24 protein-coding genes, 1 tRNA gene and 3 pseudogenes are annotated in these 25,162 nt (G+C 49.5%); 12 read left to right on the forward strand and 16 right to left on the reverse strand.

Annotated elements, in window-relative coordinates:
* Positions 1-39: 39 nt before the first annotated feature.
* Positions 40-606 carry an elongation factor P gene (gene efp, locus ACLJQJ_RS19985; RefSeq protein ID WP_000257282.1) on the reverse strand — a complete coding sequence of 189 codons (567 nt, stop codon included), beginning with the start codon at positions 604-606 and terminating at the stop codon, positions 40-42.
* A gap of 40 nt (positions 607-646) precedes the next feature.
* On the opposite strand from efp, the gene epmB reads away from it, so the two are divergent.
* Both epmB and ACLJQJ_RS19995 read left to right on the forward strand, forming a co-directional pair.
* Entirely contained in the window at positions 647-1,675 is a 1,029-nt protein-coding gene (gene epmB / locus ACLJQJ_RS19990) for an EF-P beta-lysylation protein EpmB (RefSeq protein ID WP_000940482.1), read from the forward strand.
* A gap of 281 nt (positions 1,676-1,956) precedes the next feature.
* Positions 1,957-2,814 carry a YjeJ family protein gene (locus tag ACLJQJ_RS19995; protein ID WP_001229227.1) on the forward strand — a complete coding sequence of 286 codons (858 nt, stop codon included), beginning with the start codon at positions 1,957-1,959 and terminating at the stop codon, positions 2,812-2,814.
* A 47-nt stretch (positions 2,815-2,861) separates the two neighbouring features.
* Here the strand turns inward: ACLJQJ_RS19995 and ACLJQJ_RS20000 are convergent, their stop codons facing one another.
* The 3 genes from ACLJQJ_RS20000 to ACLJQJ_RS20010 all read right to left on the reverse strand — a co-directional run bounded on the left by ACLJQJ_RS20000 (position 2,862) and on the right by ACLJQJ_RS20010 (position 5,433).
* Positions 2,862-3,215 (reverse strand): DUF4156 domain-containing protein, encoded by a 354-nt coding sequence (locus ACLJQJ_RS20000; protein ID WP_000558210.1) that lies wholly within the window; start codon positions 3,213-3,215, stop codon positions 2,862-2,864.
* Between the two features lie 234 nt (positions 3,216-3,449).
* Positions 3,450-5,096 (reverse strand): chaperonin GroEL, encoded by a 1,647-nt coding sequence (gene groL, locus ACLJQJ_RS20005; RefSeq protein WP_000729126.1) that lies wholly within the window; start codon positions 5,094-5,096, stop codon positions 3,450-3,452.
* Positions 5,097-5,139: 43 nt separating this feature from the next.
* Positions 5,140-5,433, reverse strand: coding sequence for a co-chaperone GroES (locus tag ACLJQJ_RS20010; RefSeq protein ID WP_000027827.1), 294 nt, complete (start codon positions 5,431-5,433; stop codon positions 5,140-5,142).
* 275 nt (positions 5,434-5,708) lie between these two features.
* On the opposite strand from ACLJQJ_RS20010, the gene yjeH reads away from it, so the two are divergent.
* Positions 5,709-6,950: an L-methionine/branched-chain amino acid transporter gene (gene yjeH / locus ACLJQJ_RS20015; protein WP_023217921.1), complete on the forward strand. Its 1,242-nt coding sequence runs from the start codon at positions 5,709-5,711 to the stop codon at positions 6,948-6,950.
* Positions 6,951-7,008: 58 nt separating this feature from the next.
* Here yjeH and ACLJQJ_RS20020 read toward each other — a convergent pair whose 3' ends face one another.
* Complete coding sequence (locus ACLJQJ_RS20020) at positions 7,009-7,485, reverse strand: FxsA family protein (protein WP_001267291.1); 477 nt, start codon at positions 7,483-7,485, stop codon at positions 7,009-7,011.
* Between the two features lie 340 nt (positions 7,486-7,825).
* Here ACLJQJ_RS20020 and aspA point away from each other — a divergent pair, with 340 nt between their 5' ends.
* The 6 genes from aspA to ACLJQJ_RS20050 all read left to right on the forward strand — a co-directional run bounded on the left by aspA (position 7,826) and on the right by ACLJQJ_RS20050 (position 13,628).
* Positions 7,826-9,262 carry an aspartate ammonia-lyase gene (aspA, locus tag ACLJQJ_RS20025; protein ID WP_000069440.1) on the forward strand — a complete coding sequence of 479 codons (1,437 nt, stop codon included), beginning with the start codon at positions 7,826-7,828 and terminating at the stop codon, positions 9,260-9,262.
* 114 nt (positions 9,263-9,376) lie between these two features.
* Positions 9,377-10,678, forward strand: a complete 1,302-nt coding sequence (dcuA, locus tag ACLJQJ_RS20030; RefSeq protein WP_000637595.1) for an anaerobic C4-dicarboxylate transporter DcuA — start codon at positions 9,377-9,379, stop codon at positions 10,676-10,678.
* Between the two features lie 120 nt (positions 10,679-10,798).
* Positions 10,799-11,146 (forward strand): divalent cation tolerance protein CutA, encoded by a 348-nt coding sequence (gene cutA / locus ACLJQJ_RS20035; protein ID WP_000887832.1) that lies wholly within the window; start codon positions 10,799-10,801, stop codon positions 11,144-11,146.
* Positions 11,122-12,825: a protein-disulfide reductase DsbD gene (locus tag ACLJQJ_RS20040; protein ID WP_063809008.1), complete on the forward strand. Its 1,704-nt coding sequence runs from the start codon at positions 11,122-11,124 to the stop codon at positions 12,823-12,825. Before cutA ends, ACLJQJ_RS20040 begins: the two co-directional genes overlap by 25 nt.
* A 36-nt stretch (positions 12,826-12,861) precedes the next feature.
* Positions 12,862-13,437, forward strand: coding sequence for a transcriptional regulator (locus ACLJQJ_RS20045; protein WP_001188504.1), 576 nt, complete (start codon positions 12,862-12,864; stop codon positions 13,435-13,437).
* 115 nt (positions 13,438-13,552) lie between these two features.
* A tRNA-Phe gene (locus ACLJQJ_RS20050) sits at positions 13,553-13,628 on the forward strand.
* A gap of 79 nt (positions 13,629-13,707) precedes the next feature.
* Here ACLJQJ_RS20050 and ACLJQJ_RS20055 read toward each other — a convergent pair.
* Positions 13,708-13,785: pseudogene (locus ACLJQJ_RS20055) on the reverse strand (helix-turn-helix domain-containing protein); the annotation flags it as partial.
* Positions 13,786-14,337: 552 nt separating this feature from the next.
* Here ACLJQJ_RS20055 and ACLJQJ_RS20060 point away from each other — a divergent pair.
* Positions 14,338-15,090, forward strand: coding sequence for a non-specific acid phosphatase (locus tag ACLJQJ_RS20060; RefSeq protein ID WP_000842426.1), 753 nt, complete (start codon positions 14,338-14,340; stop codon positions 15,088-15,090).
* A gap of 131 nt (positions 15,091-15,221) precedes the next feature.
* On the opposite strand, the gene ACLJQJ_RS20065 is transcribed toward ACLJQJ_RS20060, so the two are convergent.
* From ACLJQJ_RS20065 to ACLJQJ_RS20110, 10 genes are all read right to left on the reverse strand, one after another.
* Positions 15,222-16,070, reverse strand: coding sequence for an SdiA-regulated domain-containing protein (locus ACLJQJ_RS20065; RefSeq protein WP_039590031.1), 849 nt, complete (start codon positions 16,068-16,070; stop codon positions 15,222-15,224).
* 25 nt (positions 16,071-16,095) lie between these two features.
* Positions 16,096-16,242: a hypothetical protein gene (locus ACLJQJ_RS20070; RefSeq protein ID WP_001112365.1), complete on the reverse strand. Its 147-nt coding sequence runs from the start codon at positions 16,240-16,242 to the stop codon at positions 16,096-16,098.
* 276 nt (positions 16,243-16,518) lie between these two features.
* A complete protein-coding gene (locus ACLJQJ_RS20075) occupies positions 16,519-16,731 on the reverse strand; it encodes a FaeA/PapI family transcriptional regulator (protein WP_000063793.1) in 213 nt (70 codons plus the stop codon).
* Between the two features lie 72 nt (positions 16,732-16,803).
* On the reverse strand, positions 16,804-17,388 hold the full coding sequence (locus ACLJQJ_RS20080) for a hypothetical protein (RefSeq protein WP_077950914.1): 585 nt from the start codon (positions 17,386-17,388) through the stop codon (positions 16,804-16,806).
* Positions 17,389-17,430: 42 nt separating this feature from the next.
* Positions 17,431-18,090: a DsbA family protein gene (locus ACLJQJ_RS20085; protein WP_023256219.1), complete on the reverse strand. Its 660-nt coding sequence runs from the start codon at positions 18,088-18,090 to the stop codon at positions 17,431-17,433.
* A 180-nt stretch (positions 18,091-18,270) separates the two neighbouring features.
* The gene (locus ACLJQJ_RS20090; protein ID WP_000750457.1) at positions 18,271-18,738 is read right to left on the reverse strand and encodes a hypothetical protein; all 468 of its coding nucleotides are present in this window, start codon (positions 18,736-18,738) and stop codon (positions 18,271-18,273) included.
* A 716-nt stretch (positions 18,739-19,454) separates the two neighbouring features.
* Positions 19,455-19,892 (reverse strand): AfaD family invasin, encoded by a 438-nt coding sequence (afaD, locus tag ACLJQJ_RS20095; protein ID WP_000191852.1) that lies wholly within the window; start codon positions 19,890-19,892, stop codon positions 19,455-19,457.
* Between the two features lie 19 nt (positions 19,893-19,911).
* Positions 19,912-22,482 carry a fimbria/pilus outer membrane usher protein gene (locus ACLJQJ_RS20100; RefSeq protein ID WP_072102714.1) on the reverse strand — a complete coding sequence of 857 codons (2,571 nt, stop codon included), beginning with the start codon at positions 22,480-22,482 and terminating at the stop codon, positions 19,912-19,914.
* 228 nt (positions 22,483-22,710) lie between these two features.
* Positions 22,711-23,541, reverse strand: coding sequence for a fimbria/pilus periplasmic chaperone (locus ACLJQJ_RS20105; protein WP_063809014.1), 831 nt, complete (start codon positions 23,539-23,541; stop codon positions 22,711-22,713).
* A 201-nt stretch (positions 23,542-23,742) separates the two neighbouring features.
* Positions 23,743-24,048, reverse strand: a complete 306-nt coding sequence (locus tag ACLJQJ_RS20110) for a PapB/FocB family fimbrial expression transcriptional regulator (protein ID WP_000370555.1) — start codon at positions 24,046-24,048, stop codon at positions 23,743-23,745.
* Positions 24,049-24,580: 532 nt separating this feature from the next.
* On the opposite strand from ACLJQJ_RS20110, the pseudogene ACLJQJ_RS20115 reads away from it, so the two are divergent.
* A pseudogene (locus tag ACLJQJ_RS20115) lies at positions 24,581-24,724 on the forward strand (transposase); the annotation flags it as partial.
* Between the two features lie 16 nt (positions 24,725-24,740).
* Positions 24,741-25,087, forward strand: a pseudogene (locus ACLJQJ_RS20120) (Rpn family recombination-promoting nuclease/putative transposase); the annotation flags it as partial.
* Positions 25,088-25,162: the final 75 nt, after the last annotated feature.

Raw genomic sequence — 25,162 nt, forward strand, 5'->3', positions numbered from 1 at the left:
GCGCAGCATACGCTGCACCATTTTTCCCGATAACGTAAATTATTTTACGCGGGATACGTATTCGCCGGAACGGGTATCGACTTTGATCACTTCGCCAATCTGCACGAACAGCGGAACTTTAACCACTGCGCCAGTAGACAGCGTGGCTGGTTTGCCGCCAGTACCTGCGGTATCGCCCTTCAGACCTGGGTCGGTATCAACAATTTCCAGTTCAACAAAGTTCGGCGGAGTAACAGAGATAGGCTGACCGTTCCACAGGGTTACGATGCATTCCGCCTGATCCAACAGCCATTTTGCGTTGTCGCCGATAGCCTTGGCATCTGCAGACAGCTGCTCGAAGGTTTCGTTGTTCATGAAATGCCAGAACTCACCGTCGTTGTACAGGTAAGTCAGGTTCATATCGACTACATCCGCGCCTTCTGCGGAATCGGTCGATTTGAAGGTTTTCTCAACGCGCGTGCCGGTCAGCAGACGGCGCAGCTTAACGCGGGCAAACGCCTGGCCTTTACCCGGTTTCACGAATTCACTGGATTCAACCGCATAAGGTTCGCCATCCAACATGATTTTAAGACCGGAACGAAAATCGTTGCTATAGTAAGTCGCCATAAGGCCCTCTGAAATTGTTAACTGGTAGCTAAGCCACAAAATGGCGCATATTGTAACCCTAAATACCCCATTGCGAGAAGATTGGTTAGCGCAACTTGCCGATGTTGTGACCAATCCCGACGAACTGCTGCATCTTTTACAGATTGAAGCTGATGAAAACCTCCGGGCAGGACAGGACGCCAGGCGCTTGTTTGCCCTCCGCGTGCCGCGCGCTTTTATTGCGCGCATGGAGAAGGGCAACCCTGACGATCCTCTTTTACGTCAAGTGCTGACGTCCCGGGATGAATTTATTGTCGCCCCCGGTTTCTCCACCGACCCGCTGGAAGAGCAACACAGCGTGGTGCCAGGATTATTGCATAAATACCAAAACCGGGCGCTATTGCTGGTAAAAGGCGGATGTGCGGTAAATTGCCGCTACTGTTTCCGTCGTCACTTCCCGTATGCGGAGAATCAAGGCAATAAGCGCAACTGGACAGTCGCGCTGGAGTATATCGCTGCACACCCGGAACTGGATGAGATCATCTTTTCCGGCGGCGATCCGCTGATGGCGAAAGATCATGAGCTGGACTGGCTGCTCACGCAACTGGAAGCCATTAAGCACGTCAAGCGGCTACGCATCCACAGTCGGTTGCCTATCGTCATCCCGGCACGCATTACTGACGAACTGGTCGCCCGCTTTGACCAGTCACGTCTGCAAATTTTGTTGGTGAACCATATCAACCACGCTAATGAAGTGGACGAGGCATTCTGCCTGGCGATGAAGAAACTGCGCCACGTGGGCGTCACGCTTCTCAACCAGAGCGTCCTGCTGCGTGGCGTGAATGATAACGCGCGAACGCTGGCGAATCTGAGCAACGCGCTATTTGACGCCGGCGTGATGCCCTATTACCTGCATGTGCTGGATAAAGTGCAGGGCGCCGCGCATTTTATGGTCACCGATGACGAAGCCCGGCAAATCATGCGCGAACTGCTCACGCTGGTATCCGGCTATATGGTGCCAAGACTGGCGCGTGAAATCGGCGGCGAACCGAGCAAAACACCGCTGGATTTACAGCTTCGGCAGTGCTAATCCTCGCGGGCGCGTCAGGGACGACGAAAAATATTACCGCGCAATATTACGAGGAGACTCCCCCGCGATTCTCCTCACCCTTTGGCGAGGATAAACTAACCTTCGTTAAATACACCTTTCCGGTCCTCTCTTTTCAATAAAGTCCGTTTTAGGACTCGCTTAGCGTGTACTGCATTTTCGAATTATACTGGTTCTCCTTTTTATAGGACGGCATAAACAATTTATATATCAAATACATTGCAGTAAAACATTTAATTATTTTATATTTGTGGAGAATTGACATGGCCTTAACGATTAAGGGACTAAATACCGGCGTTATTCGTCACAATGATAAGTTTATCGCGCTGGCGCTTAAGGTGAAGTCACTGAGAAATAAAGAAACACTGCTTTTCTTTCCTGTGCTCGCGCTGCGAGACTTGTTGATCGGCCTTGAACACCGGCTTTATTTACAACACTCGCTTCCGGAACAAGAGCAGGAAAAACGCCAGAAAGCCAAAAGCAGTCATGTGCTTAAAATGCATGAGAATATTCCGGCAATACTCCGTGAAGAGCTGGAAAACGCCGATGTTAATCAGCGTGTTGAATCTTTAGCGTTGAGCGATAATACAGAAAAAGTATTAACCTTTACGTTAAAGCTGCACAATGGTAGCCATCTTGATTTACAGGTCGGTGAGTGGCAGGTTGAAGTTCTGGTGATGGCTATTATTCACGCCATTAATAATGCCGAAATGCGTGAGCTCGCATTGCGTATTTCTTCAATGCTGGACTTTTTACCATTATACGATGCTGACTGCCTGGAAAACGGTAATATCGAATTCGATACCTATAACCAGCCTGACTGGAAACATAATCTGTATAACCATTATTTAGCGCTCGTTTATCGTTATACGGATGAGGCAGGACAATCGCATGATTGCGGCACCATCATTAAGACCCGTAGTCAGTCAGGCTCTAAAGAAGCTGAAGCGATATCACGCCGCTTGCTGAATTTCAGCCCGCGTCTTAAAAAGCTGGAAGGAAAACCGTGTAAGGTTTTTGTCAGAACGCTTGGAACCGGTAAAGCAGCGCGTCTGACGCAAGATCAATGCATGCGCGCGTTGCATAATCTACGCATGGCGTCATCGCAGGAAAAACGCTAACCATATCGCCCTCTGAATCTTTCAGAGGGCGTTACGATTCAGACATATCAATTCGGACATTTATAAACCTGGCCGTTCATCTCGCTGGCCGTCGGGACAAAACTGGACAACATGCCCTGTGACGGACTACTTACGCCATACAGCACGTTTCCACCCATCGCGGCCGCCTGATTACGCAGATCGTTCGCTGCGCCACGCATTGAGCCACCCTCTTCGCCGTGCTGGCCTGAAAACCAGTTACTCTGTTTACCGGTTGCCGTACCAATTAGCTGGCATTCCGCGCCTGGCTTATCTTCGACAAAGCGTACATTTTGGCCGGCAGCGGTGAGTTCGTTGCTGGAGCTACAACCCGCCATCAGCAGCGCGGCGCCAACGATCCCTGCTAAATATTTCACGTGCATGTTATTCCCCATAATCAATGAGCTGGACGTTTTGTCCGTATCTGAATCTTATACTAAAAAGATGACTAAAAGAAAAACCCCCGGTCATTTCTGCCCGGGGGTTTCTCAATTCTGGGAGATAAGCACCCAAATCATTCTGGTTGCAGGAAGGCGGTAATCCCCAGTCACTTACTCAAGTAAGTGACTGGGGTTAGCCAACGCATCTGCAGCCTGAAGGATGCAGGGTGTGGGCAATTACATCATGCCGCCCATACCACCCATACCACCCATGCCGCCAGCAGCGCCTAAATCAGGAGCATCGCTTTTCGGCAGGTCGGTCACCATGCACTCGGTAGTGATCATCAGACCAGCCACAGAAGCCGCGTACTGCAGCGCAGAACGGGTAACTTTGGTTGGGTCCAGGATACCCATATCGATCATGTTGCCGTATTCTTCAGTTGCTGCGTTGTAACCGTAGTTACCGTCGCCGCCTTTAACGGTGTTAGCGACAACAGACGGCTCTTCGCCGCAGTTCAGCACGATCTGACGCAGCGGAGCTTCCATTGCGCGCAGCGCAACTTTGATACCCACGTTCTGGTCTTCGTTCTGGCCTTTCAGGTCAGCAATTTTAGAAGCAACGCGGATCAGCGCAACGCCACCACCAGCAACCACGCCTTCTTCTACCGCAGCACGGGTCGCGTGCAGGGCATCTTCAACGCGGGCTTTCTTCTCTTTCATTTCAACTTCGGTCGCAGCGCCAACTTTGATAACCGCAACGCCGCCTGCCAGTTTCGCTACGCGCTCCTGCAGTTTTTCACGATCGTAGTCGGAGGTCGCTTCTTCAATCTGCTGACGAATCTGAGCAACACGGCCCTGGATGGCAGCTTCTTCACCCACGCCATCAATGATGGTGGTGGTGTCTTTGTTGATCACAACACGTTTCGCCTGACCCAGGTCTTCCAGGGTTGCTTTTTCCAGCTCCATACCGATCTCTTCAGAGATTACGGTACCGCCGGTCAGGGTAGCGATATCCTGCAGCATCGCCTTACGACGATCGCCGAAGCCAGGTGCCTTAACAGCAGCCACTTTCACGATGCCACGCATGGTGTTAACAACCAGGGTAGCCAGCGCTTCGCCTTCAACATCTTCAGCGATGATCAGCAGCGGTTTGCCTGCTTTTGCAACGGCTTCCAGAACCGGCAGCATTTCGCGGATGTTGGAGATTTTCTTATCAGCCAGCAGGATGAACGGGCTTTCCAGTTCTACTGCGCCAGTTTCCGGCTTGTTGATGAAGTAAGGAGACAGGTAGCCGCGGTCAAACTGCATACCTTCAACCACGTCCAGTTCATCCTGCAGACCGGTACCGTCTTCAACGGTGATGACGCCTTCTTTACCGACTTTATCCATCGCTTCCGCGATCAGTTTACCTACGGTTTCGTCGGAGTTAGCGGAGATAGTACCTACCTGAGCAATCGCTTTAGAGTCAGAGCACGGTACGGACAGGGCTTTCAGCTCTTCAACCGCCGCAGCGACAGCTTTGTCGATACCACGTTTCAGGTCCATCGGGTTCATGCCCGCAGCAACGGCTTTCAGGCCTTCGGTAATGATGGACTGCGCCAGTACGGTCGCGGTGGTGGTGCCGTCGCCTGCAGCGTCGTTCGCTTTAGAGGCAACTTCTTTCACCATCTGCGCGCCCATGTTTTCAAACTTGTCTTCCAGTTCGATTTCACGCGCTACGGAAACACCATCTTTAGTGATAGTCGGCGCACCGAAAGATTTATCCAGAACCACGTTACGGCCTTTCGGACCGAGGGTTACTTTCACTGCATCTGCCAGTACGTTTACGCCGCGCAGCATTTTCACACGAGCGTCGTTACCGAATTTTACGTCTTTAGCTGCCATTTTCTCTTTCCCTTAAATTCGTATGTTCAGTGTCGTTCGCGGATTACGCTTCAACAATTGCCAGAATGTCGCTTTCAGACATGATCAACACTTCTTCATTGTCGATCTTTTCAGATTTCACACCGTAGCCATCGTTAAAAATGACGATGTCGCCAACTTTCACGTCCAGCGGCTGTACAGTACCGTTGTCCAGGATGCGACCCTTACCGACAGCGATGATTTCGCCACGAGTTGATTTACCCGCTGCGGAACCGGTCAGTACGATGCCGCCAGCAGATTTGGACTCAACTTCTTTACGTTTGACGATCACACGATCATGTAACGGACGAATACTCATTGATAGCTCTCCTTTGAGAAAGTCATTATCAGTTATGGGTGACGCCGGCCCGTAAACGGTTTCCCGGCTGGTGACCAGAGAGATGGGGATGGGGTTTTGCCCCTTCAAGGGGGGAGATGAAAAAAAATTCTTCTGAGCGAAAAAAGCGGTAAAAACGCTACTTATCTCACGTTTACCCAAGGTTTAGAACATCCTGCTATAAGAAAAGGCGTGTGTGATACGCTTAAAAATGCCTGTCGTCACCTGACGTTACAATGCCGCCGGATAATGAGCTGATGAATGAACTAAAAAAAGAGCTTGGGTTGGTTCAGGGCGTTATCTTGTTAACCACATCATTATTAGGGACTGGCGTTTTTGCGCTTCCGGAGCTGGCTGCGCTGGCAGCAGGCGACATCAGCCTTTGGGCATGGCCGCTGCTCATTATTTTGATTTTCCCTATTGCGATTGTCTTTGCTGTGCTGGGGCGCCATTTTCCACACGCTGGCGGCGTAGCGCATTTTGTCGGGATGGCATTTGGCCCGCGTCTGCAACGAGTGATCAGTTGGCTGTTTTTATCAGTCATTCCTGTTAGTTTTCCCGCAGCCTTGCATATTGCAGTGGGTTTCGGCCAGGCGCTGTTTGGCTGGCAAAGCGAACAGCTCTTATTTGGGGAGCTGGGTACTCTAGGTTTACTATGGTTTATGGGATCGCGCGGCGCCAGCTCCAGCGCCAACCTGCAAGCCATTATCGCTGGATTAATTATCGCGCTTATTGCCGCCATTCTGTGGAAAGGCGCGATTAAACCTGCAGATATCACCTTCCCAGCCGCAAACGAAATCACCTTTTCCCGGCTGTGTACCGCCCTGGCGATCATGTTCTGGGGATTTGTGGGAATTGAGGCTTTTACGCATTTGTCGTCTGAATTTAAAAATCCTGAACGTGATTTTCCGCGCGCATTGATCATTGGCCTGATGCTGGCCGGCGCCATTTATTGGACCTGTACCGCCGTGGTGCTGCATTTTGGCGTCTATAGCGACAAGATAGCGGCAACAGCCTCGCTACCGCTTATTATTGTTCATCTCTTCGGTATCCAGGCGTTGTGGGTAGCCTGCATTATTGGTTATCTCACCTGCTTTGCCAGCCTGAATGTGTATGCTCAGAGTTTTGCGCGTCTGATATGGACGCAAATGCAATATCAGCCCGATCACTATCTGGCTCAACTCTCTCCCGGGCGCCTTCCCTTGCACGCGTTAAACGTTATTCTGGCCTGTTGTTGCGTGAGTTCTCTGGTCGTCTACGCCCTGAAGATTAACCTCAATGCGCTGATCGTCTATGCTAACGGTATTTTTATTATGCTCTATCTGCTTTGTATGCTGGCGGGCTGTCGACTGTTGAAAGGGCGTTGCTATGCACTGGCGGTGACGGGTTGTCTACTGTGCCTGTTATTGCTGGCAATGCTGGGGTGGAAAAGCTTATATGCCATTATCATGCTGGCTGCATTATGGCTATTTTTACCGAAGCGAAAACGCATGGCGTAAGACGCATCCGCTGGCCGGATAGCGCCTCACGCGACTTATCCGACCAACATCTCTACCTTTAATCCCGACGATCATCTTTATGTTCAATACGATCGCGATCGTCATCTTTACGTTGATACTCGCCGTCAAATGTTTCGCCACCGCCAGTACCCGCGCTAAACCCGCCGCCCGGCATCCGGGAAAAACGTAAATGCGGCAGCAACTTCAGCGTCAAATGTTTTTGCACTGGCGGTAACAAAAGGAGAAGGCCGAGAAAATCGGTGAAAAACCCCGGCAACAGGAGCAGTAAGCCAGCGATGATCAGCGATACACTCTTAATCATTTCTGCCGCCGGGCTCTCACCGGCCGCCATTTTTTGTTGCATCAGCAAAAAGTTTTTAAAACCCTGGTTACGTACCAGCGACATACCGATAACAGACGTAAAAATCACCAGGATTAGCGTCATCAGGACACCAAGCACATGGGCGACCTGGATAAAGATAGAAATCTCAATGTAAACATAGAGAAAGACAGCTAAAAAGGGTATCCAGCGCAAAGGACTCTCCTGTAAGTCATGGCCGTCTGCGACGACCATTTGAATGGGGTTGCGATTCGCATCGATCCGATATGGTGGTGCGTAGCAAAATTTCAAGTGGTTTGTACACCTATTTTAGGTAGTAATACTAAAGCGGTGACCTATTTCACAAAATAATAAATAAGGGGTAAATTCCCACACTTTAAGTGATCCAGATTACGGTAGGAATTCTGAACCAGCATATGATCTCGTTTATCAGGCCGATGGAGGGGATAATCGTCGGTCAGAAAACATTCGAAATCACATATATCCTGTGTGTTTTAAAGTAAAAATCATTGGCAGCTTGAAAAAGAAGGTTCACATGTCAAACAACATTCGTATCGAAGAAGATCTGTTGGGTACCAGGGAAGTTCCAGCTGAAGCCTACTATGGTGTTCACACTCTGAGAGCGATTGAAAACTTCTACATTAGCAATAACAAAATCAGCGACATCCCTGAATTTGTGCGTGGCATGGTTATGGTAAAAAAAGCGGCGGCGCTGGCCAACAAAGAGCTGCAAACCATTCCTAAGAGTGTGGCGAACGCCATCATTGCCGCATGTGATGAAGTCCTTAACAACGGTAAGTGCATGGACCAGTTCCCGGTAGATGTCTATCAGGGCGGCGCGGGCACTTCCGTCAACATGAATACCAACGAAGTGCTGGCCAACATCGGGCTGGAACTGATGGGTCATCAGAAAGGTGAATATCAGTACCTGAACCCGAACGACCACGTGAATAAATGTCAATCCACTAACGACGCCTATCCGACAGGCTTCCGTGTAGCGGTTTACGCCTCTATCGTCAAACTGATCGATGCCATCAACCAGTTGCGTGAAGGTTTCGAACGTAAAGCGGTTGAATTCCAGGACATCCTGAAAATGGGTCGTACCCAGTTGCAGGACGCCGTACCGATGACGCTTGGTCAAGAATTCCGTGCGTTCAGCATCCTGCTGAAAGAAGAAGTGAAAAGCATCGAGCGTACTGCTGAGCTGCTGCTGGAAGTCAACCTTGGCGCAACGGCAATCGGTACTGGTCTGAACACGCCGAAAGAATACTCTCCGCTGGCGGTGAAAAAACTGGCTGAAGTCACTGGTTTCGCCTGTGTTCCGGCTGAAGATCTGATTGAGGCGACGTCTGACTGTGGCGCGTATGTTATGGTTCACAGCGCGCTGAAACGTCTGGCAGTGAAGATGTCCAAAATCTGTAACGACCTGCGCTTGCTCTCTTCTGGTCCTCGTGCCGGCCTGAACGAGATCAACCTGCCGGAACTGCAGGCGGGCTCTTCCATCATGCCAGCCAAAGTGAACCCGGTTGTACCGGAAGTCGTAAACCAGGTATGCTTTAAAGTCATCGGTAACGACACCACCGTTACGATGGCGGCGGAAGCCGGTCAGTTGCAGTTGAACGTTATGGAGCCGGTTATCGGTCAGGCGATGTTCGAATCCATCCACATTCTGAGCAACGCGTGCTACAACCTGCTGGAAAAATGCGTTAACGGCATTACCGCGAATAAAGAAGTGTGCGAAGGGTACGTTTATAACTCCATCGGTATCGTCACTTACCTCAACCCGTTCATCGGCCACCACAACGGCGACATCGTCGGTAAAATCTGTGCTGAAACCGGTAAGAGCGTACGTGAAGTTGTGCTGGAGCGCGGCCTGTTAACGGAAGCCGAGCTGGACGATATTTTCTCCGTACAGAACTTGATGCACCCGGCTTATAAAGCTAAACGTTATACTGATGAAAGCGAACAGTAATCGTACAGGGTAGTACCAAAGAGGCACGTCACGATGACGTGCCTTTTTTCTTACAAGAAGTTACCAAATAACAACAATTTAATATCAACTTGTTAAACAACAAGGAAGGCTAATATGATAGTTGTCGAACTTATCATTGTTTTGCTGGCAATCTTTTTGGGCGCCAGACTTGGGGGCATCGGTATTGGATTCGCAGGTGGGCTGGGTGTTCTGGTACTTGCCGCCATCGGCGTGAAGCCAGGGACAATTCCATTCGATGTCATTTCCATCATCATGGCGGTTATCGCCGCGATCTCTGCTATGCAGGTCGCGGGCGGTCTGGATTATTTGGTAAACCAGACGGAAAAACTGCTGCGTAAGAACCCGAAATACATCACTATCCTCGCACCGATTGTGACCTATTTCCTGACTATTTTTGCTGGTACCGGGAACATTTCCCTGGCAACGCTGCCGGTTATTGCTGAAGTCGCGAAGGAGCAGGGAATCAAACCTTGCCGTCCGCTCTCGACCGCCGTGGTATCCGCGCAGATTGCGATTACCGCCTCGCCGATTTCTGCGGCCGTGGTGTATATGTCTTCTGTTATGGAAGGTCATGGCATTAGCTACATTCACCTGCTGTCCGTGGTTATCCCCTCTACGCTGCTGGCGGTGCTGGTGATGTCCTTCCTGGTCACGATGCTGTTCAACTCCAAACTGTCGGACGACCCGATTTACCGCAAACGTCTGGAAGAAGGGCTGATTGAACTGCGTGGTGAAAAGCAGATTGAAATCAAACCGATGGCAAAAAATTCCGTCTGGCTGTTCCTGCTGGGCGTTATCTGCGTGGTTGTTTATGCGATTGTTAACAGTCCGAGCCTCGGCCTGGTTGAGAAACCGCTGATGAACACCACCAACGCTATTTTGATCATCATGTTGAGCGTCGCAACGCTGACCACCATCCTGTGTAAAGTGGAAACTGACGCCATCCTCAACTCCAGTACCTTTAAAGCAGGGATGAGCGCCTGTATCTGTATTCTGGGCGTGGCGTGGCTGGGCGATACTTTCGTATCCGCTAACATCGACTGGATCAAAGACACTGCGGGTAGCGTCATCCAGGGTCATCCGTGGCTGCTGGCCGTCATCTTCTTCTTTGCTTCCGCGCTGCTCTACTCTCAGGCGGCAACGGCGAAAGCGCTGATGCCGATGGCGCTGGCGCTGAACGTCTCTCCGCTGACGGCAGTCGCTTCCTTCGCCGCCGTTTCCGGCCTGTTCATTTTGCCGACCTACCCGACTCTGGTTGCGGCGGTACAGATGGATGACACCGGTACAACCCGTATCGGTAAATTCGTCTTTAACCACCCGTTCTTCATCCCAGGCACCCTGGGCGTCGTTCTGGCTGTCTGCTTCGGCTTCCTGCTGGGCAGCTTTATGCTGTAAGTGTTTCACCCGCGGGGCGTATCACGCCCCGCATTCTCCCGCCCTTTGACTAACATCCTGCCCTCGTCCGTTGTATAGTGACCGTTCACTTGCGGGTCTTTTTGTTCTTTCGAGGTGTTTATGCTTGATGTTAAGAGTCAGGATATTTCCATCCCCGAGGCCGTTGTGGTGCTTTGTACCGCCCCGGATGAAGCTACCGCCCAGGATCTGGCCGCCAAAGTGCTGGCGGAAAAACTGGCCGCCTGCGCCACCCTCCTCCCCGGCGCGACATCGCTGTACTACTGGGAAGGCAAGCTGGAGCAGGAGTATGAAGTTCAAATGATCTTAAAAACCACCGTTTCACATCAGCAAGCGCTTATCGACTGCCTGAAGTCTCATCACCCGTATCAAACGCCTGAACTTCTGGTTTTACCTGTTACTCACGGAGATACTGATTACCTCTCATGGCTCAACGCATCTTTACGCTGATCCTGCTGCTGTGCAGCACATCCGCCTTCGCCGGATTATTCGACGCGCCGGGTCGCTCGCAGTTCGTCCCTGCCGACCGGGCGTTTGTTTTTGATTTTCAGCAAAATCAACACGATCTTACCCTCTCCTGGCAGGTAAAAGAGGGTTACTACCTTTACCGTAAACAAATCAGTATCACGCCGACGAAAGCGGATATCGCTGCAGTCCAACTCCCGGCAGGCGTCTGGCATGAAGATGAATTCTACGGAAAAAGCGAAATCTACCGTAAGCGGCTAAACGTTCCGGTAACGGTTAACCAGGCGGCGGCTGGCGCGACATTAACGATAACGTACCAGGGGTGCGCCGATGCGGGATTCTGTTATCCGCCGGAAACGAAAACGGTGCCGCTAAGTGAAGTTGCCGCGGCAATAGACGCCACGCCGACGCCAGCTGTCACCCAGACGGGTGAGACGTCAAAACCCGCCGCCCAGCTACCTTTTTCCGCGCTCTGGGCACTGCTGATCGGCATAGGCATCGCCTTTACGCCCTGCGTTTTACCCATGTATCCGCTGATTTCCGGTATTGTCCTGGGGGGAAGACAACGTTTGTCGACGGGGCGCGCACTGCTGCTGGCCTTTATCTATGTACAAGGGATGGCGCTGACCTATACCGCACTGGGTCTGGTCGTCGCCGCGGCGGGATTACAGTTTCAGGCGGCGTTACAGCACCCTTATGTGTTAATCGGCCTTGCCATCGTGTTCACCCTGCTTGCGTTGTCGATGTTTGGCCTGTTCACACTACAGCTCCCCTCCTCACTGCAAACCCGGCTGACATTAATGAGTAATCGTCAGCAAGGCGGCTCGCCCGGCGGTGTCTTTGTTATGGGGGCGATTGCCGGATTAATTTGCTCGCCCTGCACTACAGCGCCGTTAAGCGCGATCCTGCTTTATATCGCTCAGAGCGGCAACATGTGGCTGGGCGGCGGTACGCTGTATTTGTATGCATTAGGTATGGGTCTGCCGCTAATGCTGGTCACCGTGTTTGGCAACCGCCTGTTACCAAAAAGCGGCCCGTGGATGGCGCATGTCAAAACCGCTTTTGGTTTCGTGATCCTCGCGTTACCGGTCTTTTTACTGGAGCGGATTATTGGCGAGGCTTGGGGTTTACGTCTGTGGTCGCTGCTGGGCGTCGCTTTCTTTGGTTGGGCCTTTATCACCAGCCTTCAGGCCAGACGAGCGTGGATGCGTATCGTACAGATTATCCTGCTGGCGGCAGCGCTCATTAGCGTGCGGCCTCTACAGGATTGGGCGTTCGGATCGCCATCCGCGCAAGCTCCAGCGCACCTCAATTTCACGGCTATTTCTACCGTGGACGAACTCAATCAGGCGCTGGCGCAGGCCAAAGGCAAACCCGTTATGCTGGATTTCTACGCCGACTGGTGCGTGGCCTGTAAAGAGTTTGAAAAGTATACCTTCAGCGATCCGAGGGTCCAGCAGGCGCTCGGCGACACGGTGCTCTTGCAGGCTAACGTCACCGCTAACAATGCGCAGGACGCCGCGCTGTTAAAGCATCTGCAAGTCCTCGGGCTGCCCACCATTCTGTTCTTTAATGCCCAAGGCCAGGAACAGCCGCAATCGCGAGTCACCGGCTTTATGGACGCCGCCACCTTTAGCGCGCATTTGCACGATCGCCAACCGTGAGCGACACTTGCAAAAGCAAAGACGGAGGAGAATACCGTGCAACGTGAAGATATTCTGGGAGAAGCCCTGAAATTACTGGAGACGCAAGGGATAGCCGATACTACGCTGGAAATGGTGGCGGAGCGCGTAAATCGCCCACTCGACACATTACAGCGTTTCTGGCCAGATAAAGAAGCCATTTTATATGACGCGCTACGTTATCTGAGTCAGCAGGTAGATATCTGGCGACGCCAGCTTCTTCTTGATGAATCGCTTTCTGCTGAACAAAAGCTACTGGCACGCTACAGCGCGCTTTCGGAATGTGTCAGTAATAACCGTTATCCTGGTTGCTTGTTCATTGCCGCCTGTACGTTTTATCCCGACCCAACCCATCCTATTCACCAACTGGCTAATCAACAAAAACGCGCGGCACATGATTTTACCCATGAACTACTGACCACGCTGGAAATTGACGATCCGGCGATGGTTGCAAGGCAGATGGAGCTGGTGCTGGAAGGTTGTCTCAGCCGAATGCTGGTCAACCGCAGTCAGGCTGATGTAGATACCGCTCAGCGGTTGGCGGAAGATATTCTGCGTTTTGCACAGTGCCGTCAGGGTGGAGCGCTCACCTGACGGGTACTGATTTTATGCATTTTGCCTGAAAAGCAGGCAGTCAGCGCGCTTTTATCACTTTTTTCGTGTAAAGCCGTTGACGACCGCGCCCCTTTACGGTTTAATGCGCCCCGTTGCCCGGATAGCTCAGTCGGTAGAGCAGGGGATTGAAAATCCCCGTGTCCTTGGTTCGATTCCGAGTCCGGGCACCACTTATTCAGAAAACCCAGCCTATGGCTGGGTTTTTGCTTTTCTGGGAATGGAAATCCATAGCCCCCATCTCCGGCCTGACTAGCTATAACGAGAAGGCCAGATTTTCTCTGGCGCAACGCCCAGCGCTTCGGCGAACAGCCGCTCACCTTTGGGCCAGGGTCAAAAGCTTACTTAGCTACAGGGAGATTATTATCAGTAATAACGCGTATCACTCCATCTGACGGTTCGCTAGCCTCGACAAGTGAATCCAATATTTCCGCCATGAACTTTTCCATCACTGACAACAATAATCCCTTCGCCAATTTTGGCATTTTTCTTTGTCGGTTTCTTTATTCTTAAATACTGTTTCCGACTCTTGTTCATAATCATAAATTAATACTCAGCACATCATGACTGATGGTAGTTGTCGGGGTAATAGGGCACATAATTTAAAATACTTATTCATAGTTTGTTATTGCGGAAACATTTTAACCTAATGCGTGTCAGTCAGGCACGCAGATAAAAAATAATCGGGGAGAAAAGTTAAACAAAATGCTGTTAGCCGGAAATACCAGTATTGTTCTGTTATCCGCTGCAGTCAGTCCGGTATGGACAGACAATAATACCAGTGCAGCGTCCTGCTTTTTTACCTGTATGTTGAATAACCATTGCAATAAATCATTATAGGATTACATCTGTTTATTATTGCCTGATCCGGAGTGAGTCTTTATGAAAAGTCGTTATTTAGTATTTTTTCTACCACTGATCGTAGCTAAATATACATCAGCAGAAACAGTGCAACCCTTTCATTCTCCTGAAGAATCAGTGAACAGTCAGTTCTACTTACCACCACCGCCAGGTAATGATGATCCGGCTTTCCGCTATGATAAGGAGGCTTATTTTAAGGGCTATGCGATAAAGGGTTCCCCGCGATGGAAACAAGCTGCTGAGGATGCAGATGTAAGCGTGGAAAATATAGCCAGAATATTCTCGCCAGTAGTGGGTGCTAAAATTAACCCCAAAGATACGCCAGAAACCTGGAATATGTTAAAGAATCTTCTGACAATGGGCGGCTACTACGCTACTGCTTCGGCAAAAAAATATTATATGCGTACTCGTCCCTTTGTCTTATTTAATCATTCCACCTGCCGTCCTGAAGATGAGAATACTTTGCGAAAAGATGGCTCTTACCCTTCCGGGCATACTGCTTATGGTACACTTCTGGCATTAGTATTATCCCAGGCCAGACCGGAACGCGCGCAGGAGCTCGCCAGACGAGGATGGGAGTTCGGGCAAAGCAGAGTGATATGCGGTGCTCACTGGCAAAGCGATGTTGATGCTGGCCGTTATGTGGGAGCAGTAGAGTTTGCAAGGCTACAAACAATCCCGGCTTTTCAGAAGTCACTGGCAAAAGTTCGTGAGGAGCTGAACGACAAAAATAATTTATTGAGTAAAGAAGAACGCCCCGAACTTAATTACTGAAGGTGAAAGTCTTCCCGCAAACTGGCCACAGCAAATGAAAGGAAGTGCAACTGCGTAGGGGCGACCGGGCGTGGAGAACGCCTTTGGTTTCCCCGATTCGCAAACCACCCGTTTGCAGTCCGTCCAGACCGTCATGACATCGTTGTCCGGCTGAAGCGGTAAAACCGGTCTGGCTCACTGACTATCCACAGCGAATTCCGGCCATCAGAAGCTATCCCCTCCGCCTGTGGAATGTCCCGCTCCAGACCACTGTGTCCCCGGCGCAGCGGCATCACCCTCCAGCCGCCCTCGGGGTCTGACACCATTACCAGGGCTGATTCATGGGAAAGCACATACAGCCGCCTGTTTTTCCTGTCGTAATGCAGGCCGGAGATATCCTTCAGGAACCACGGCAGGGACAACCGGTGTGTCAGTGAATCACTGACCGACAGAGAGTCATGGCTGTGGTCCGTTTCTAAAAAACGAAGCGGTTTCTTTTCCTGCGCCACTATCAGTGCATTCTCTCCCCGTCCACGGGCAAGGCCTTCAAAACCGGCATTGTCGCTTTTTCTGTCCACATCCAGAGTCAGGGTGTATGACGCCGGCGGCAGGACAGACGTGTTCCTGCCAATGTGGTGGGTGGTGAGCATCCGTCCCCGCTCCCGGGACAGGACATAGCGGTTCCGGCCGAGGTACTCAATGGCCTCAAAATCATGGTCGCCATCCGATGGTATCACCCGCAGCACGTTCCCGTCCGTGTCCAGCTCCACCACCGACGACGGATGGTCGGTCACGGCAAACAGCGTTCCGCTGTCCGGGTTCCACGTCAGGCCGGAGAGACCGCCCTGTATACCGGGAATGTCTTTTTCTGTCGCAAGCTGCCACTGCGTTTCCTCCGGGTACCAGGTTTCCGGAAAATACAGTGTGGCCGCACCGGCCACCATCAGAAGAGCGCCAGCCAGCAGTGCCGGTTTTTGTTTAAGTAAACGTCTCAGAGTCATGGTTCCGGATGTTCAGTTCATCGCATTACATGCAGTCAATGACAAACCAGAGCATGGCCAGGGCTCCGGTCAGGAAGCCGGAGATAAAAGCGCTGGTCAGCAGCAGTAAAATCAGCGCCCGGAGCGAAAAGCGTCCCCCGCCATACCCGGCGCGTCTTTCGTCATCCGGCATGTTGTCCTTCTGCAAAAAAAATTCTCCGGGGAATTACCGGTATGGAGATGTCCGGATAAAAAGAGCTTTATTCCCGTAAGGCCTGTCATGCAGCCCCGGATTATATTCATTCAATATTCAGTAACAGAAATACCGATACAAAAAACACCAGTGATATCATGACGACAAAAGAAATACAGATGTAATAAATCATCTTCAGAAAGTTCATCAGTCAGTTACCGCAATATCTGTTCCGGCCACTTGTTCTCTCCATGCCCCTGTTTTACCGGATATCCGTCAGACCAGCCGCCATCGGCCGGACACGCCTTTACCTGCATTCATTTTCTCCACCACGCCGGCGTCCTCAAGCGTAACCAGATAAGCCCTGGCCTGGTATATTGTCAGCCCGGCCGCATCCGCAATACTCCGGGTCCTGACCGGTATATTTATCCTGCCGTTTGCCTGTGACTGCATAAAAGACAGAATTTTGTCGCAAGCGTCATTACTCATTTTGTTCTCCTGTAACTACGGGGAAGCAATGGTGTCCCGGAAGCTGAAATACCTGCCCCGGGTCTTCACATATCAGAACCGTTGTCCGGTCTCATCTGTAATCACCCCGGGTAACAGGCCGCTCGTGCACAGTACATGCAGATTCTCCACCCCTGCATACTCCACCAGGCAGGCCCGGAGGTAATAATCCTTGCGTGATGCCGCCTTCAGTGAGGCATTCCTGTTTATGGCCGTACACAGGGATATCAAAGTCCGCTTTCGCAAGTCAGTCAGTTCACCTGAGCTTTCCGGCCCGGCTCTTCCCTTAAGCGCCTGACGCAGCATGTCACGCAGCCGGAGGAGGCTGTCCCGGCCACTGATAACCTGCGCAGTTCCTCTCAGGAGTCGCATTTCCTGCAGCCGCGAAGGTACCAGAACAACCATGGGAACCGGACTGGACGCGTGCAGCATTCTGATACCCTGCAGATGCCGTCCCCAGCCGGCCAGCGGCTCCGCACTCAGTGCCACCAGGGCCAGGTCATATGCCCCGGGAGGTGACATCTCCGGTCGCACCACGGCATACCCCATACCGGCAAGCAGATGTGACACCCCCAGCAGTTCATATTCACAGTTCCCCGTCAGCAGTATGCGTTTCCGACGGGACATGGCATTTTCCACTTATTTAGCTTCCTCCAGTTCACCGGCCTGCCAGCCAGATGCTCATTTTTTCTCCGGTGTACAAACCGTGACCGGATCATTCAGCAGGCCTTTCACTGCAGCCACATACGCATCACGAAACCCTTCCAGGCTGTTCGCCTGAAACGCGCCGTTCTCAACACGGTACCGGCCTTTGACAAACACCGTCGGCGTGCCCGTCACGCCATATTCCTTAAACAGACGCTTCTGTTTTTCCGTCATACTGGCCACTTCCTGACTGGTTAGCATCCGGTCATACTCCTCTGCAGAAAGCCCGGCCTTCACAAACACCGCCCGGATATCTTCCGGCGTTTTCAGCGTCCGGGAAACCATGACGGCATCAAACAGTAACGGCTCTACCCTCTCTTCCAGACCGGCCACCATGGCAACCGACCATGCCCGGGTCAGTTCATCCCCCAACTCCCCCAGAAAACCGGCATGATATTTGACCATCTTCTGCCCTGCCGGCAGGCTGTCACGGATAGCTTTGTCAATCCCGAGCTTCTGAGAAAAGAAATAACAGGGCGGGCAGTAAAAGGAGAAAAATTCCACAATCGTGGTATTTTCCTGCACGTCGCTGGTCACTGTTTTGTTCAGTGTCACACAGGTTGTACTGTCCGCCGCATATGACGCTGTTCCTGCTAATACTAAATACAGAAAAATAACCAGCTTATATTGGCGCATTCTACAGCCCCGATTAAAATATTAATACGGCAGCCATCTGTAATAATATTTAAATGTTACAATGGCTGACATTAAATTCATTGTATGATTACCGGATTTAATTGTCTGAAATTTACAATCACACGACATGCAGGGTGGTTCTGCCACCCTGCATGGATTACTCTCAGCTGTTACTTAAAATTAATTAGTCGCTACCTGAACGGTCGCAGTCAACTCATATACGCCAGGCGTCAACGTTTGTTCTTGCGTTGCCTTCATATTAATATTAGATTTAGCACCAGCTTGAATCACCGGGGTGGTAAAGCCGGTAGCCTCAGCCCAGCTCAGTCCCTCAGCATAAACAAGAATGTTTTTTGTTGGATCGGTCTTCTCAATATAACACGGGCTTGTAGCGCTCTCAGAACGGCACATGTTTGCACCCTCAAATACCACTTCCGCCTTACCCTCGATCGGGCCCGCATTGCTAACAATGAATCCACCTACGTTAGTATCCTTACCAAGCCAGGTACCTAAAATTTTTGCAGGCTGTGCTTCAATACTATATACGGCATCTCCCGAGATGGTTACGGTTGAGGTCGCCTGTGTAGCAGCGTTAGCCGCACAAATACCACCCAGTGAGAGAGCTAAAAATAATGCAGTCTTTTTCATTGATAATGCCTTTTTTAAGTAATAAATAATCGAGCAAGTTCAATTAATCCGTGAACAACTGTCTCATTCACGTTTAATATATTAATCGTCTTACCCACTTAACTTCCGGGACAGACAGGCCTGCACTTGTAACATTGTACGTCTGTGTCGACAAGCTTGCTTAATAAAGCCGCAGATACTATCTTCCGGTGATAGTCAACCACACCGGTGGTCCCGTGTTCATTAAATTCGGTGCCCAGCCTGCCCATACCATACGATAATATTCAGAAAATAAGCCTGTTTCGTTATTTCTTAAATTAACTTCATACAAAACAGTTATTAGGTTTTGGGATATATTACCGCAACCACCAGTGTACTGGCATGAGCAGCACAAAACTTTCCATATAGCACGCATTATCTCTCCTTAATTATATCAGAACCCATATCGATGCAGTAAAATTAAACGAAGCTGGCGCAATAAACGCTCTCAAGGAGCAGTTATTTATGACATATTTATTCATCACCAATATCTACATGACATCATTAAAAATAACTTTATCAGGTTCATTGTTATAGTATAAACACCATAACGTAAGGATTTTCTCAAAAAACGATATATTCAAATATATTTCCATCACATATGGTATTAACGGATGCATTCCGCACTATTTACATACCCAAGCTAACTATAAACTTCACATCATTATTTACAGGTTTTTATCTGTCACCTGACAAATTCACGGCTCAAAATAACGACCCTGCACCGTAATAACATAGGTATCTACTGGCACACTCTGATGACCATTTGCCACAATATCAAATTGTTCCTGCATTTCACGGGTTCGTTTTATAATTCCCTCCCCCCCTTTATTATCCGGCACCCAGCCATTCTGACCAATTATTACGTACAATTTATGTTGTCTGTTACTTTTCCCGGTTAACACATACCGATCTGGCGACTCACCATTTCTTTCAGCATTCAGCCACACCTGGTATCCACTGTGCGCCTGCTGAGTACTGATTCGACCATAGCCAATGAGTTGGCCATCTCTGATTTGCGAATTTAAATTCAGTGCACTGTTTAGCGTGATGTCCACATCATCGTTAGCATGAGCATATACCGCCCCAAAGATAACGAATGCTACCATCCCCCTCTTTATTACACCCTGAGTCATTTTATCAGCTCCTGGTCACTTACCGGCACAATGCCTTCAGATTTGACACACCTGCAATTTCGTCACTTTTCAATAACTGATAGTCGGCCCGACAGTGTTGCTGCTGCCCGTTACCCCACATCACCTGAAGTTGCCCTTTTTCGGGTAAACCGCTCATATATACGTCACCACTATCTCCGACAATACCAGTATCCCACCGGGTATCCTCCTGGCCCACAAGGCTGGCTACAGCCCCGAAGGGAACAGGCTTACCATTCACCTGCGTCAGTGTAATCAGTGCACGCCCACCAACCCGTGTCGCAAAACTCGCCGGAATAATAGCTCCTTCTGTTGGCACTACCCTGGTATCTGTTTGCGGTATCGCCACATTTGCTGGCAGAGTTACCGGATTCAAACTGATGATATTCTCCTGGTACGGAGCCAGGTTCCCCAGGGTGGTATAACCACGAAAATCTGTTTTAACCCCTGCAGCATTAATAACCGAGACACCACTGGCATCGGGCGCTTTAATCAGGGCGGCCGTTTTCCCCAGACGTTGCCCAAACGTCACGCCATCCCGGTGAACAACCATACTTCCCTGAACCCCGGCATTTACCTGATTACCGTTTTTACGGTAGCCATATCCCCCACTGATTTCACCGTAGGTACCATTCCAGCGTAAGTTCAGGTCACTGCTGTTCTGGTTGCTACCTGTTCCCCCCTGTGCTATCTGTTCACTTACATTCCAGTACAATCGCTGGTCAAAGGCATAACCATTCAATCCCATGTTATGTAACGTGCCCTGGTTTGTTCTGTTTTGCATCTGGTAAGAAACACTGGTATTGCCTCCCAGCCAACGATTTAACGGTACGTTAATCCACAGGTTAATAGACTGCTCAGTCTTATTGTCGTTATTTCCACGATAGGTGGAGTAATTCCATTTACGTTGGGTCCAGTCTACTGACCAGGAAATGCCCTGTATCATTGGGCCAGAGTAACGTGCTGACACCTCATTTTGACTCTGCGAGCGATTCCAGTAATCTTCTCTACTTCCACTAAAATAAAGTGCACCCCATTCACCCAACGGCTGATTCAACGTCACACTGGTACGTGACTTTCGTTTATCTGCAAAATTATTGTTATTCCAGGAAGATTGATACCCCGCCCCTGGATACCAGTAGTCCTTTGAGGACCAGACCTCACCCGAGCGATAAGAGTCCAGTACCCCAGATAATGTGTTATAACCTGGCGACGCATACTGATAACTGGCCAGCGTAAACCCGGTATTGGTGCTTTCAAATGACTTACTATAACGAACACGCCAGCTCTGCCCACGCTCTACATCCTGGTTCCGCTTCTGTCCGCGGGATAATGTACTGTCCACCGATACTGCACCAAAGGCCCCCAGGGAAACCCCTAATCCCAACGTGCCCGCCTGGTAATGACTGGCCCATTGTCCCCCACTGTAAGCCGTTAAGTTCCAGGGTAAACCGTACATGATGGTGGCCTGACCAACAGGCACTTTATCGACCGACGTATCCGCAGAACGATATTGCCCCATCATTACGTTGTATTTCAGGTACCCCTGGCGTAACGCAATCGCTGGCGTGGTATAGGGCACGGTAAAGATCTGACGGGTTCCATCCGCCTCGAAAACCGTTACCTGCAAATCACCACCTCCATTAACACCAGGCAGGTCCGACAAAGCAAAGGGGCCTGGTGCCACTGTAGTGTTATAGATCACATAGCCGTTCTGTTTAACTTCAATACGTGCTTGTGTCAGGGCGACTCCCTGCACTATCGGCGCAAATGCTCGCTGACTATAGGGCACCATGGAATCATCAGATCCAATCATCCCACCGCGAAACGGAACGCTGTCAAATACATCGGATGGAGTGAATCGGTCACCCAAAGTTAAACGGCTTTTCAGGCTATACAGCCCACGTTCGGCATAGGTATAGGAGGTCTGCCATTTTCCCTTCTGTGAGTTCTGCTTCTGCCAGGTGGTCAGGTTACGTAAACGCCACGCCCCAAAATTCAAGCCAGGCAATAACTGAACATCCATACCGTTTGTGTTTAATGTTGCTCCATTACTACGATAGCTAGAACGAAAAGAACTCGCCTGGTAATCCATCAAAAATGCAGGGATACCATCATTCCAAAGTGCCTGAGGTGCGATACCTGTATAATGAGGACGCAGCGCAATCTGTGGAATACTCAGTAACAACTGTTGATTGTTGAACTGATAGGTTTCGCTGGCCTGGGGGATCGCTGATATCCGCGCACAGTCAGCCCCCCGAGTTGCACCACTGCCATCCCCCCCCTTGAGGACCGGAAATAATCCGGGATAACTATCCACCTTAATACCATAATCCATCAACTGCTTACGTGTTAAACATGTCTGTAAAAACGGATTACCTTTTGCATCTTTCTCGATATGAAAGGCCATCTCACGTGAGTCAACTCGTTTACCATTAAGCATCACATCCACCAGATAGGTACCGGGAAACTGAGCGCCCTGCTCAAGCAAAGAAATATCAACATTCCCACCCTTATCTAACTGAGAAGCATCGAAAGTGTAATATTTAGCTTGCACACCAGAGCTGTACATCCCACAGATAAAAACCGTGCTAACAGCCAGGGCTACAGGACTATAAACCAAACGTACAACCGATGTTTTTTTAGAGAAGATTTTTTTCATCAAGCCATATTCCATTTTATTACCTTCCCGAAACAATGGTTCTGATTCAGGACGTTAAATTAGCTGATTAACAACATCTAAATAATTACACTCTGCTGTATATGATGCTTAATTAACCCACAGACAAACCGATACTATTTACTTAATATCTGCCTGATACACTTTACTCACACCACCATAGTCAGTGACAACGGTCCAATAAACCTTGCCCGCAGTTCCTTTGGGCAAAGCGAATGTATATGATGAAAATGGTGGCACGTAGTGTATATCTGAAATATCAGTATTACCGACCTTTAAAGATGACAAATTCATATAAAACGGCGTATCATTTACCGCTTTCAACTGCGAACCATGGCGAACCCAGGACAACGATGATGCCACATCATCAGGATGACCTTTAATACTCTCCGGACGAACAAATAACTTAATACAATTATCCACAGATAATTTAAGGTTCAATGAAACAGCCTTATTTACCGCGGGTTTTCCTTCTTTATCTTTAGCCCATAAGTCATCCGCTTTCGGAGGAATACCCTTTACGCACAACCACTGGAGTGTCTCGCGATCCTTCGCAAAGTCCCCGCCAGTACGGATAATACGTAAATTATTCTGTTGCAATCCATCCAGGCGAAATAGAGGTGGAGTCACCACAAAGGGAGCTTTGCTTTTCATATCCTCGGAATACACCCGAGACTGGACCAGCATAGGGTAATCACTGGGATTACTTACCGATATGCTTTGCCCCGTCGAACCCGGTGAATAAATAAGTCGACTAACTCCCAACTTAACACCAAACTCCTGAGAGTTTTTTTCAACCTTTATTTTCTCTGCAGCAATACTTTGCAAAGAAGACATACTCAACATGCACCACGTCATCAACAGCAACATTGTTTTCTTTGAGAATTGATAACGCGTCACAACGTTTAATATGCCACACTCCGTGATATTCAATGACTGTTTATTTTGCATTATGAATTTCCTAGTGCATCAGAATTAATTAACGAGCAATATAACTCAGTAATTTAAGTGAGCCTTTAATTTGCACCTGTAAACGTCAAGCATTCAACTACACGGATAAACCAGTGCGGTTGAAATTCATTGCGCGAGATTAATTAAAATCACACACAAGATGGATTATCTAATATAAAAGTTCCCAGGCCTTGATGGCGTTCATTCCTGAAACATGGTCAGTAATGTAACCGCATTTTCAATTCTAATAATTTTCGCCAGACTTAATGAAAAATATCCAACCGCCACTCCATTGCGCTCACATGCTTCCCGCCTTGTGTAGCCCAACACAAGATGATCTTTTAACGCGGCAATCACTTTTTCACTGTGAATGGGTGAAATTTCAATCAACAGCCAGAAACGATTTTCCGACATATCACCAAAAGAATGGTGCTTTTTTTTCTTGAAAGAGATCTCATTATTAATGAGATCGCTCACTCTGTTTCGCTGAATGACACTATTATCCATACCACAGTATCCCACTTATTCTATGTGTCACTATCGATAAAAAATAACTATCTCTCCAAATGCACAGTCATGGCATTTATCCGCCGGATTGCTTTTCATCTGGCCGCCATTCTAGTTTCAATCATTAATGCTGTAAAAGCATATTTTAACGATCTTAATAACTAACAAATAACACAAACAAAGAATAAAAATCTAATTTTATTAATTAAGTCAACACATAAATCCAAAACAAAAAAGAATTGCAGAAAAAAAGATCGCTATGGTTCTTTTTGTCAGAATATTTCCATAGCAAAAAACATGAAAAAACAATGCCTAAAGTCAAAAAAGAATTAACATATTTAATTAAATGTATACATCCTTGAAGCACTAACAACAGCACACTGCCACCCCCGGGGGGTTAAACCGGCGTCTATTTTCTGTTTTTTTTTCGCCTGTGTGCCGTGATTTTGCTTTCCACCATTCAGGTATGAAGTGGAGTGTCCCCCGAGCCTTTAGACAAATCTGCCCTATGGTTTGAGCACAGAAGTAGTCTATAGGCACACCACATTTTGCCCCTGAATTTAAGGAAGAAGCTGTCCGCCAGGTAACTGAGCGGGGCTATTCCATCGCTGAAGGATCTGAACGGCCCGGCGTGTCGGCGCGCAGTCTTTATAAATGGCTTCGGGCCGTTAAGCCGTGATAACACGGAGGAGGCCGCCATGCAGCGCCACCTGGAGGCAGGGCATAAAAAACTGCCACTGGTGATACCAGTGTTGTTCTATACGGGGAAACGCAGCCCGTATCCGTACTCCCCCCGCTGGCTGGACGAATTTGACGATACGGCGCTGGCAGGCAAACTCTACAGCAGCGCTTTCCCGCTGGTAGACGTTACGGTCATTCCGGATGATGAAATCGCCGGCCACCGTAGCATGGCCGCCCTGACTTTATTGCAGGAACATATTCATCAGCGGGACTTGGCAGAACTGGTGACCGGCTGGCTCCCATCTTGCTGGCCGGATATCTGTCTTCATCACAGGTAATATCGCTGGTACACTATATGAGGTTAAAGAGTCTCTCCGGGTTAATACATAATTAAACAACAGACAGTGTAATTTTCGACAGGAAAGGAATGATC

This window comes from Salmonella sp. SAL04202 (assembly GCF_046550775.1).
Classification (GTDB): Bacteria; Pseudomonadota; Gammaproteobacteria; order Enterobacterales; family Enterobacteriaceae; genus Salmonella; species Salmonella enterica.

Excerpts from the sequence above, each read along its gene's own strand:
- ACLJQJ_RS20000 (WP_000558210.1), bottom strand. The coding sequence starts at position 3,215 with ATGCACGTGAAATATTTAGCAGGGATCGTTGGCGCCGCGCTGCTGATG.
- aspA (WP_000069440.1), top strand. The coding sequence starts at position 7,826 with ATGTCAAACAACATTCGTATCGAAGAAGATCTGTTGGGTACCAGGGAA.
- groL (WP_000729126.1), bottom strand. The coding sequence starts at position 5,096 with ATGGCAGCTAAAGACGTAAAATTCGGTAACGACGCTCGTGTGAAAATG.
- ACLJQJ_RS20090 (WP_000750457.1), bottom strand. The coding sequence starts at position 18,738 with ATGAAAAAGACTGCATTATTTTTAGCTCTCTCACTGGGTGGTATTTGT.
- cutA (WP_000887832.1), top strand. The coding sequence starts at position 10,799 with ATGCTTGATGTTAAGAGTCAGGATATTTCCATCCCCGAGGCCGTTGTG.
- ACLJQJ_RS20010 (WP_000027827.1), bottom strand. The coding sequence starts at position 5,433 with ATGAGTATTCGTCCGTTACATGATCGTGTGATCGTCAAACGTAAAGAA.
- ACLJQJ_RS20075 (WP_000063793.1), bottom strand. The coding sequence starts at position 16,731 with ATGAGTAATGACGCTTGCGACAAAATTCTGTCTTTTATGCAGTCACAG.
- dcuA (WP_000637595.1), top strand. The coding sequence starts at position 9,377 with ATGATAGTTGTCGAACTTATCATTGTTTTGCTGGCAATCTTTTTGGGC.
- ACLJQJ_RS20065 (WP_039590031.1), bottom strand. The coding sequence starts at position 16,070 with ATGACTCTGAGACGTTTACTTAAACAAAAACCGGCACTGCTGGCTGGC.
- efp (WP_000257282.1), bottom strand. The coding sequence starts at position 606 with ATGGCGACTTACTATAGCAACGATTTTCGTTCCGGTCTTAAAATCATG.
- ACLJQJ_RS20105 (WP_063809014.1), bottom strand. The coding sequence starts at position 23,541 with ATGCAAAATAAACAGTCATTGAATATCACGGAGTGTGGCATATTAAAC.
- ACLJQJ_RS20070 (WP_001112365.1), bottom strand. The coding sequence starts at position 16,242 with ATGCCGGATGACGAAAGACGCGCCGGGTATGGCGGGGGACGCTTTTCG.
- yjeH (WP_023217921.1), top strand. The coding sequence starts at position 5,709 with ATGAATGAACTAAAAAAAGAGCTTGGGTTGGTTCAGGGCGTTATCTTG.
- epmB (WP_000940482.1), top strand. The coding sequence starts at position 647 with ATGGCGCATATTGTAACCCTAAATACCCCATTGCGAGAAGATTGGTTA.
- ACLJQJ_RS20110 (WP_000370555.1), bottom strand. The coding sequence starts at position 24,048 with ATGGATAATAGTGTCATTCAGCGAAACAGAGTGAGCGATCTCATTAAT.
- ACLJQJ_RS20085 (WP_023256219.1), bottom strand. The coding sequence starts at position 18,090 with ATGCGCCAATATAAGCTGGTTATTTTTCTGTATTTAGTATTAGCAGGA.
- ACLJQJ_RS20100 (WP_072102714.1), bottom strand. The coding sequence starts at position 22,482 with ATGTACAGCTCTGGTGTGCAAGCTAAATATTACACTTTCGATGCTTCT.
- ACLJQJ_RS20060 (WP_000842426.1), top strand. The coding sequence starts at position 14,338 with ATGAAAAGTCGTTATTTAGTATTTTTTCTACCACTGATCGTAGCTAAA.
- ACLJQJ_RS20040 (WP_063809008.1), top strand. The coding sequence starts at position 11,122 with ATGGCTCAACGCATCTTTACGCTGATCCTGCTGCTGTGCAGCACATCC.
- ACLJQJ_RS19995 (WP_001229227.1), top strand. The coding sequence starts at position 1,957 with ATGGCCTTAACGATTAAGGGACTAAATACCGGCGTTATTCGTCACAAT.
- afaD (WP_000191852.1), bottom strand. The coding sequence starts at position 19,892 with ATGACTCAGGGTGTAATAAAGAGGGGGATGGTAGCATTCGTTATCTTT.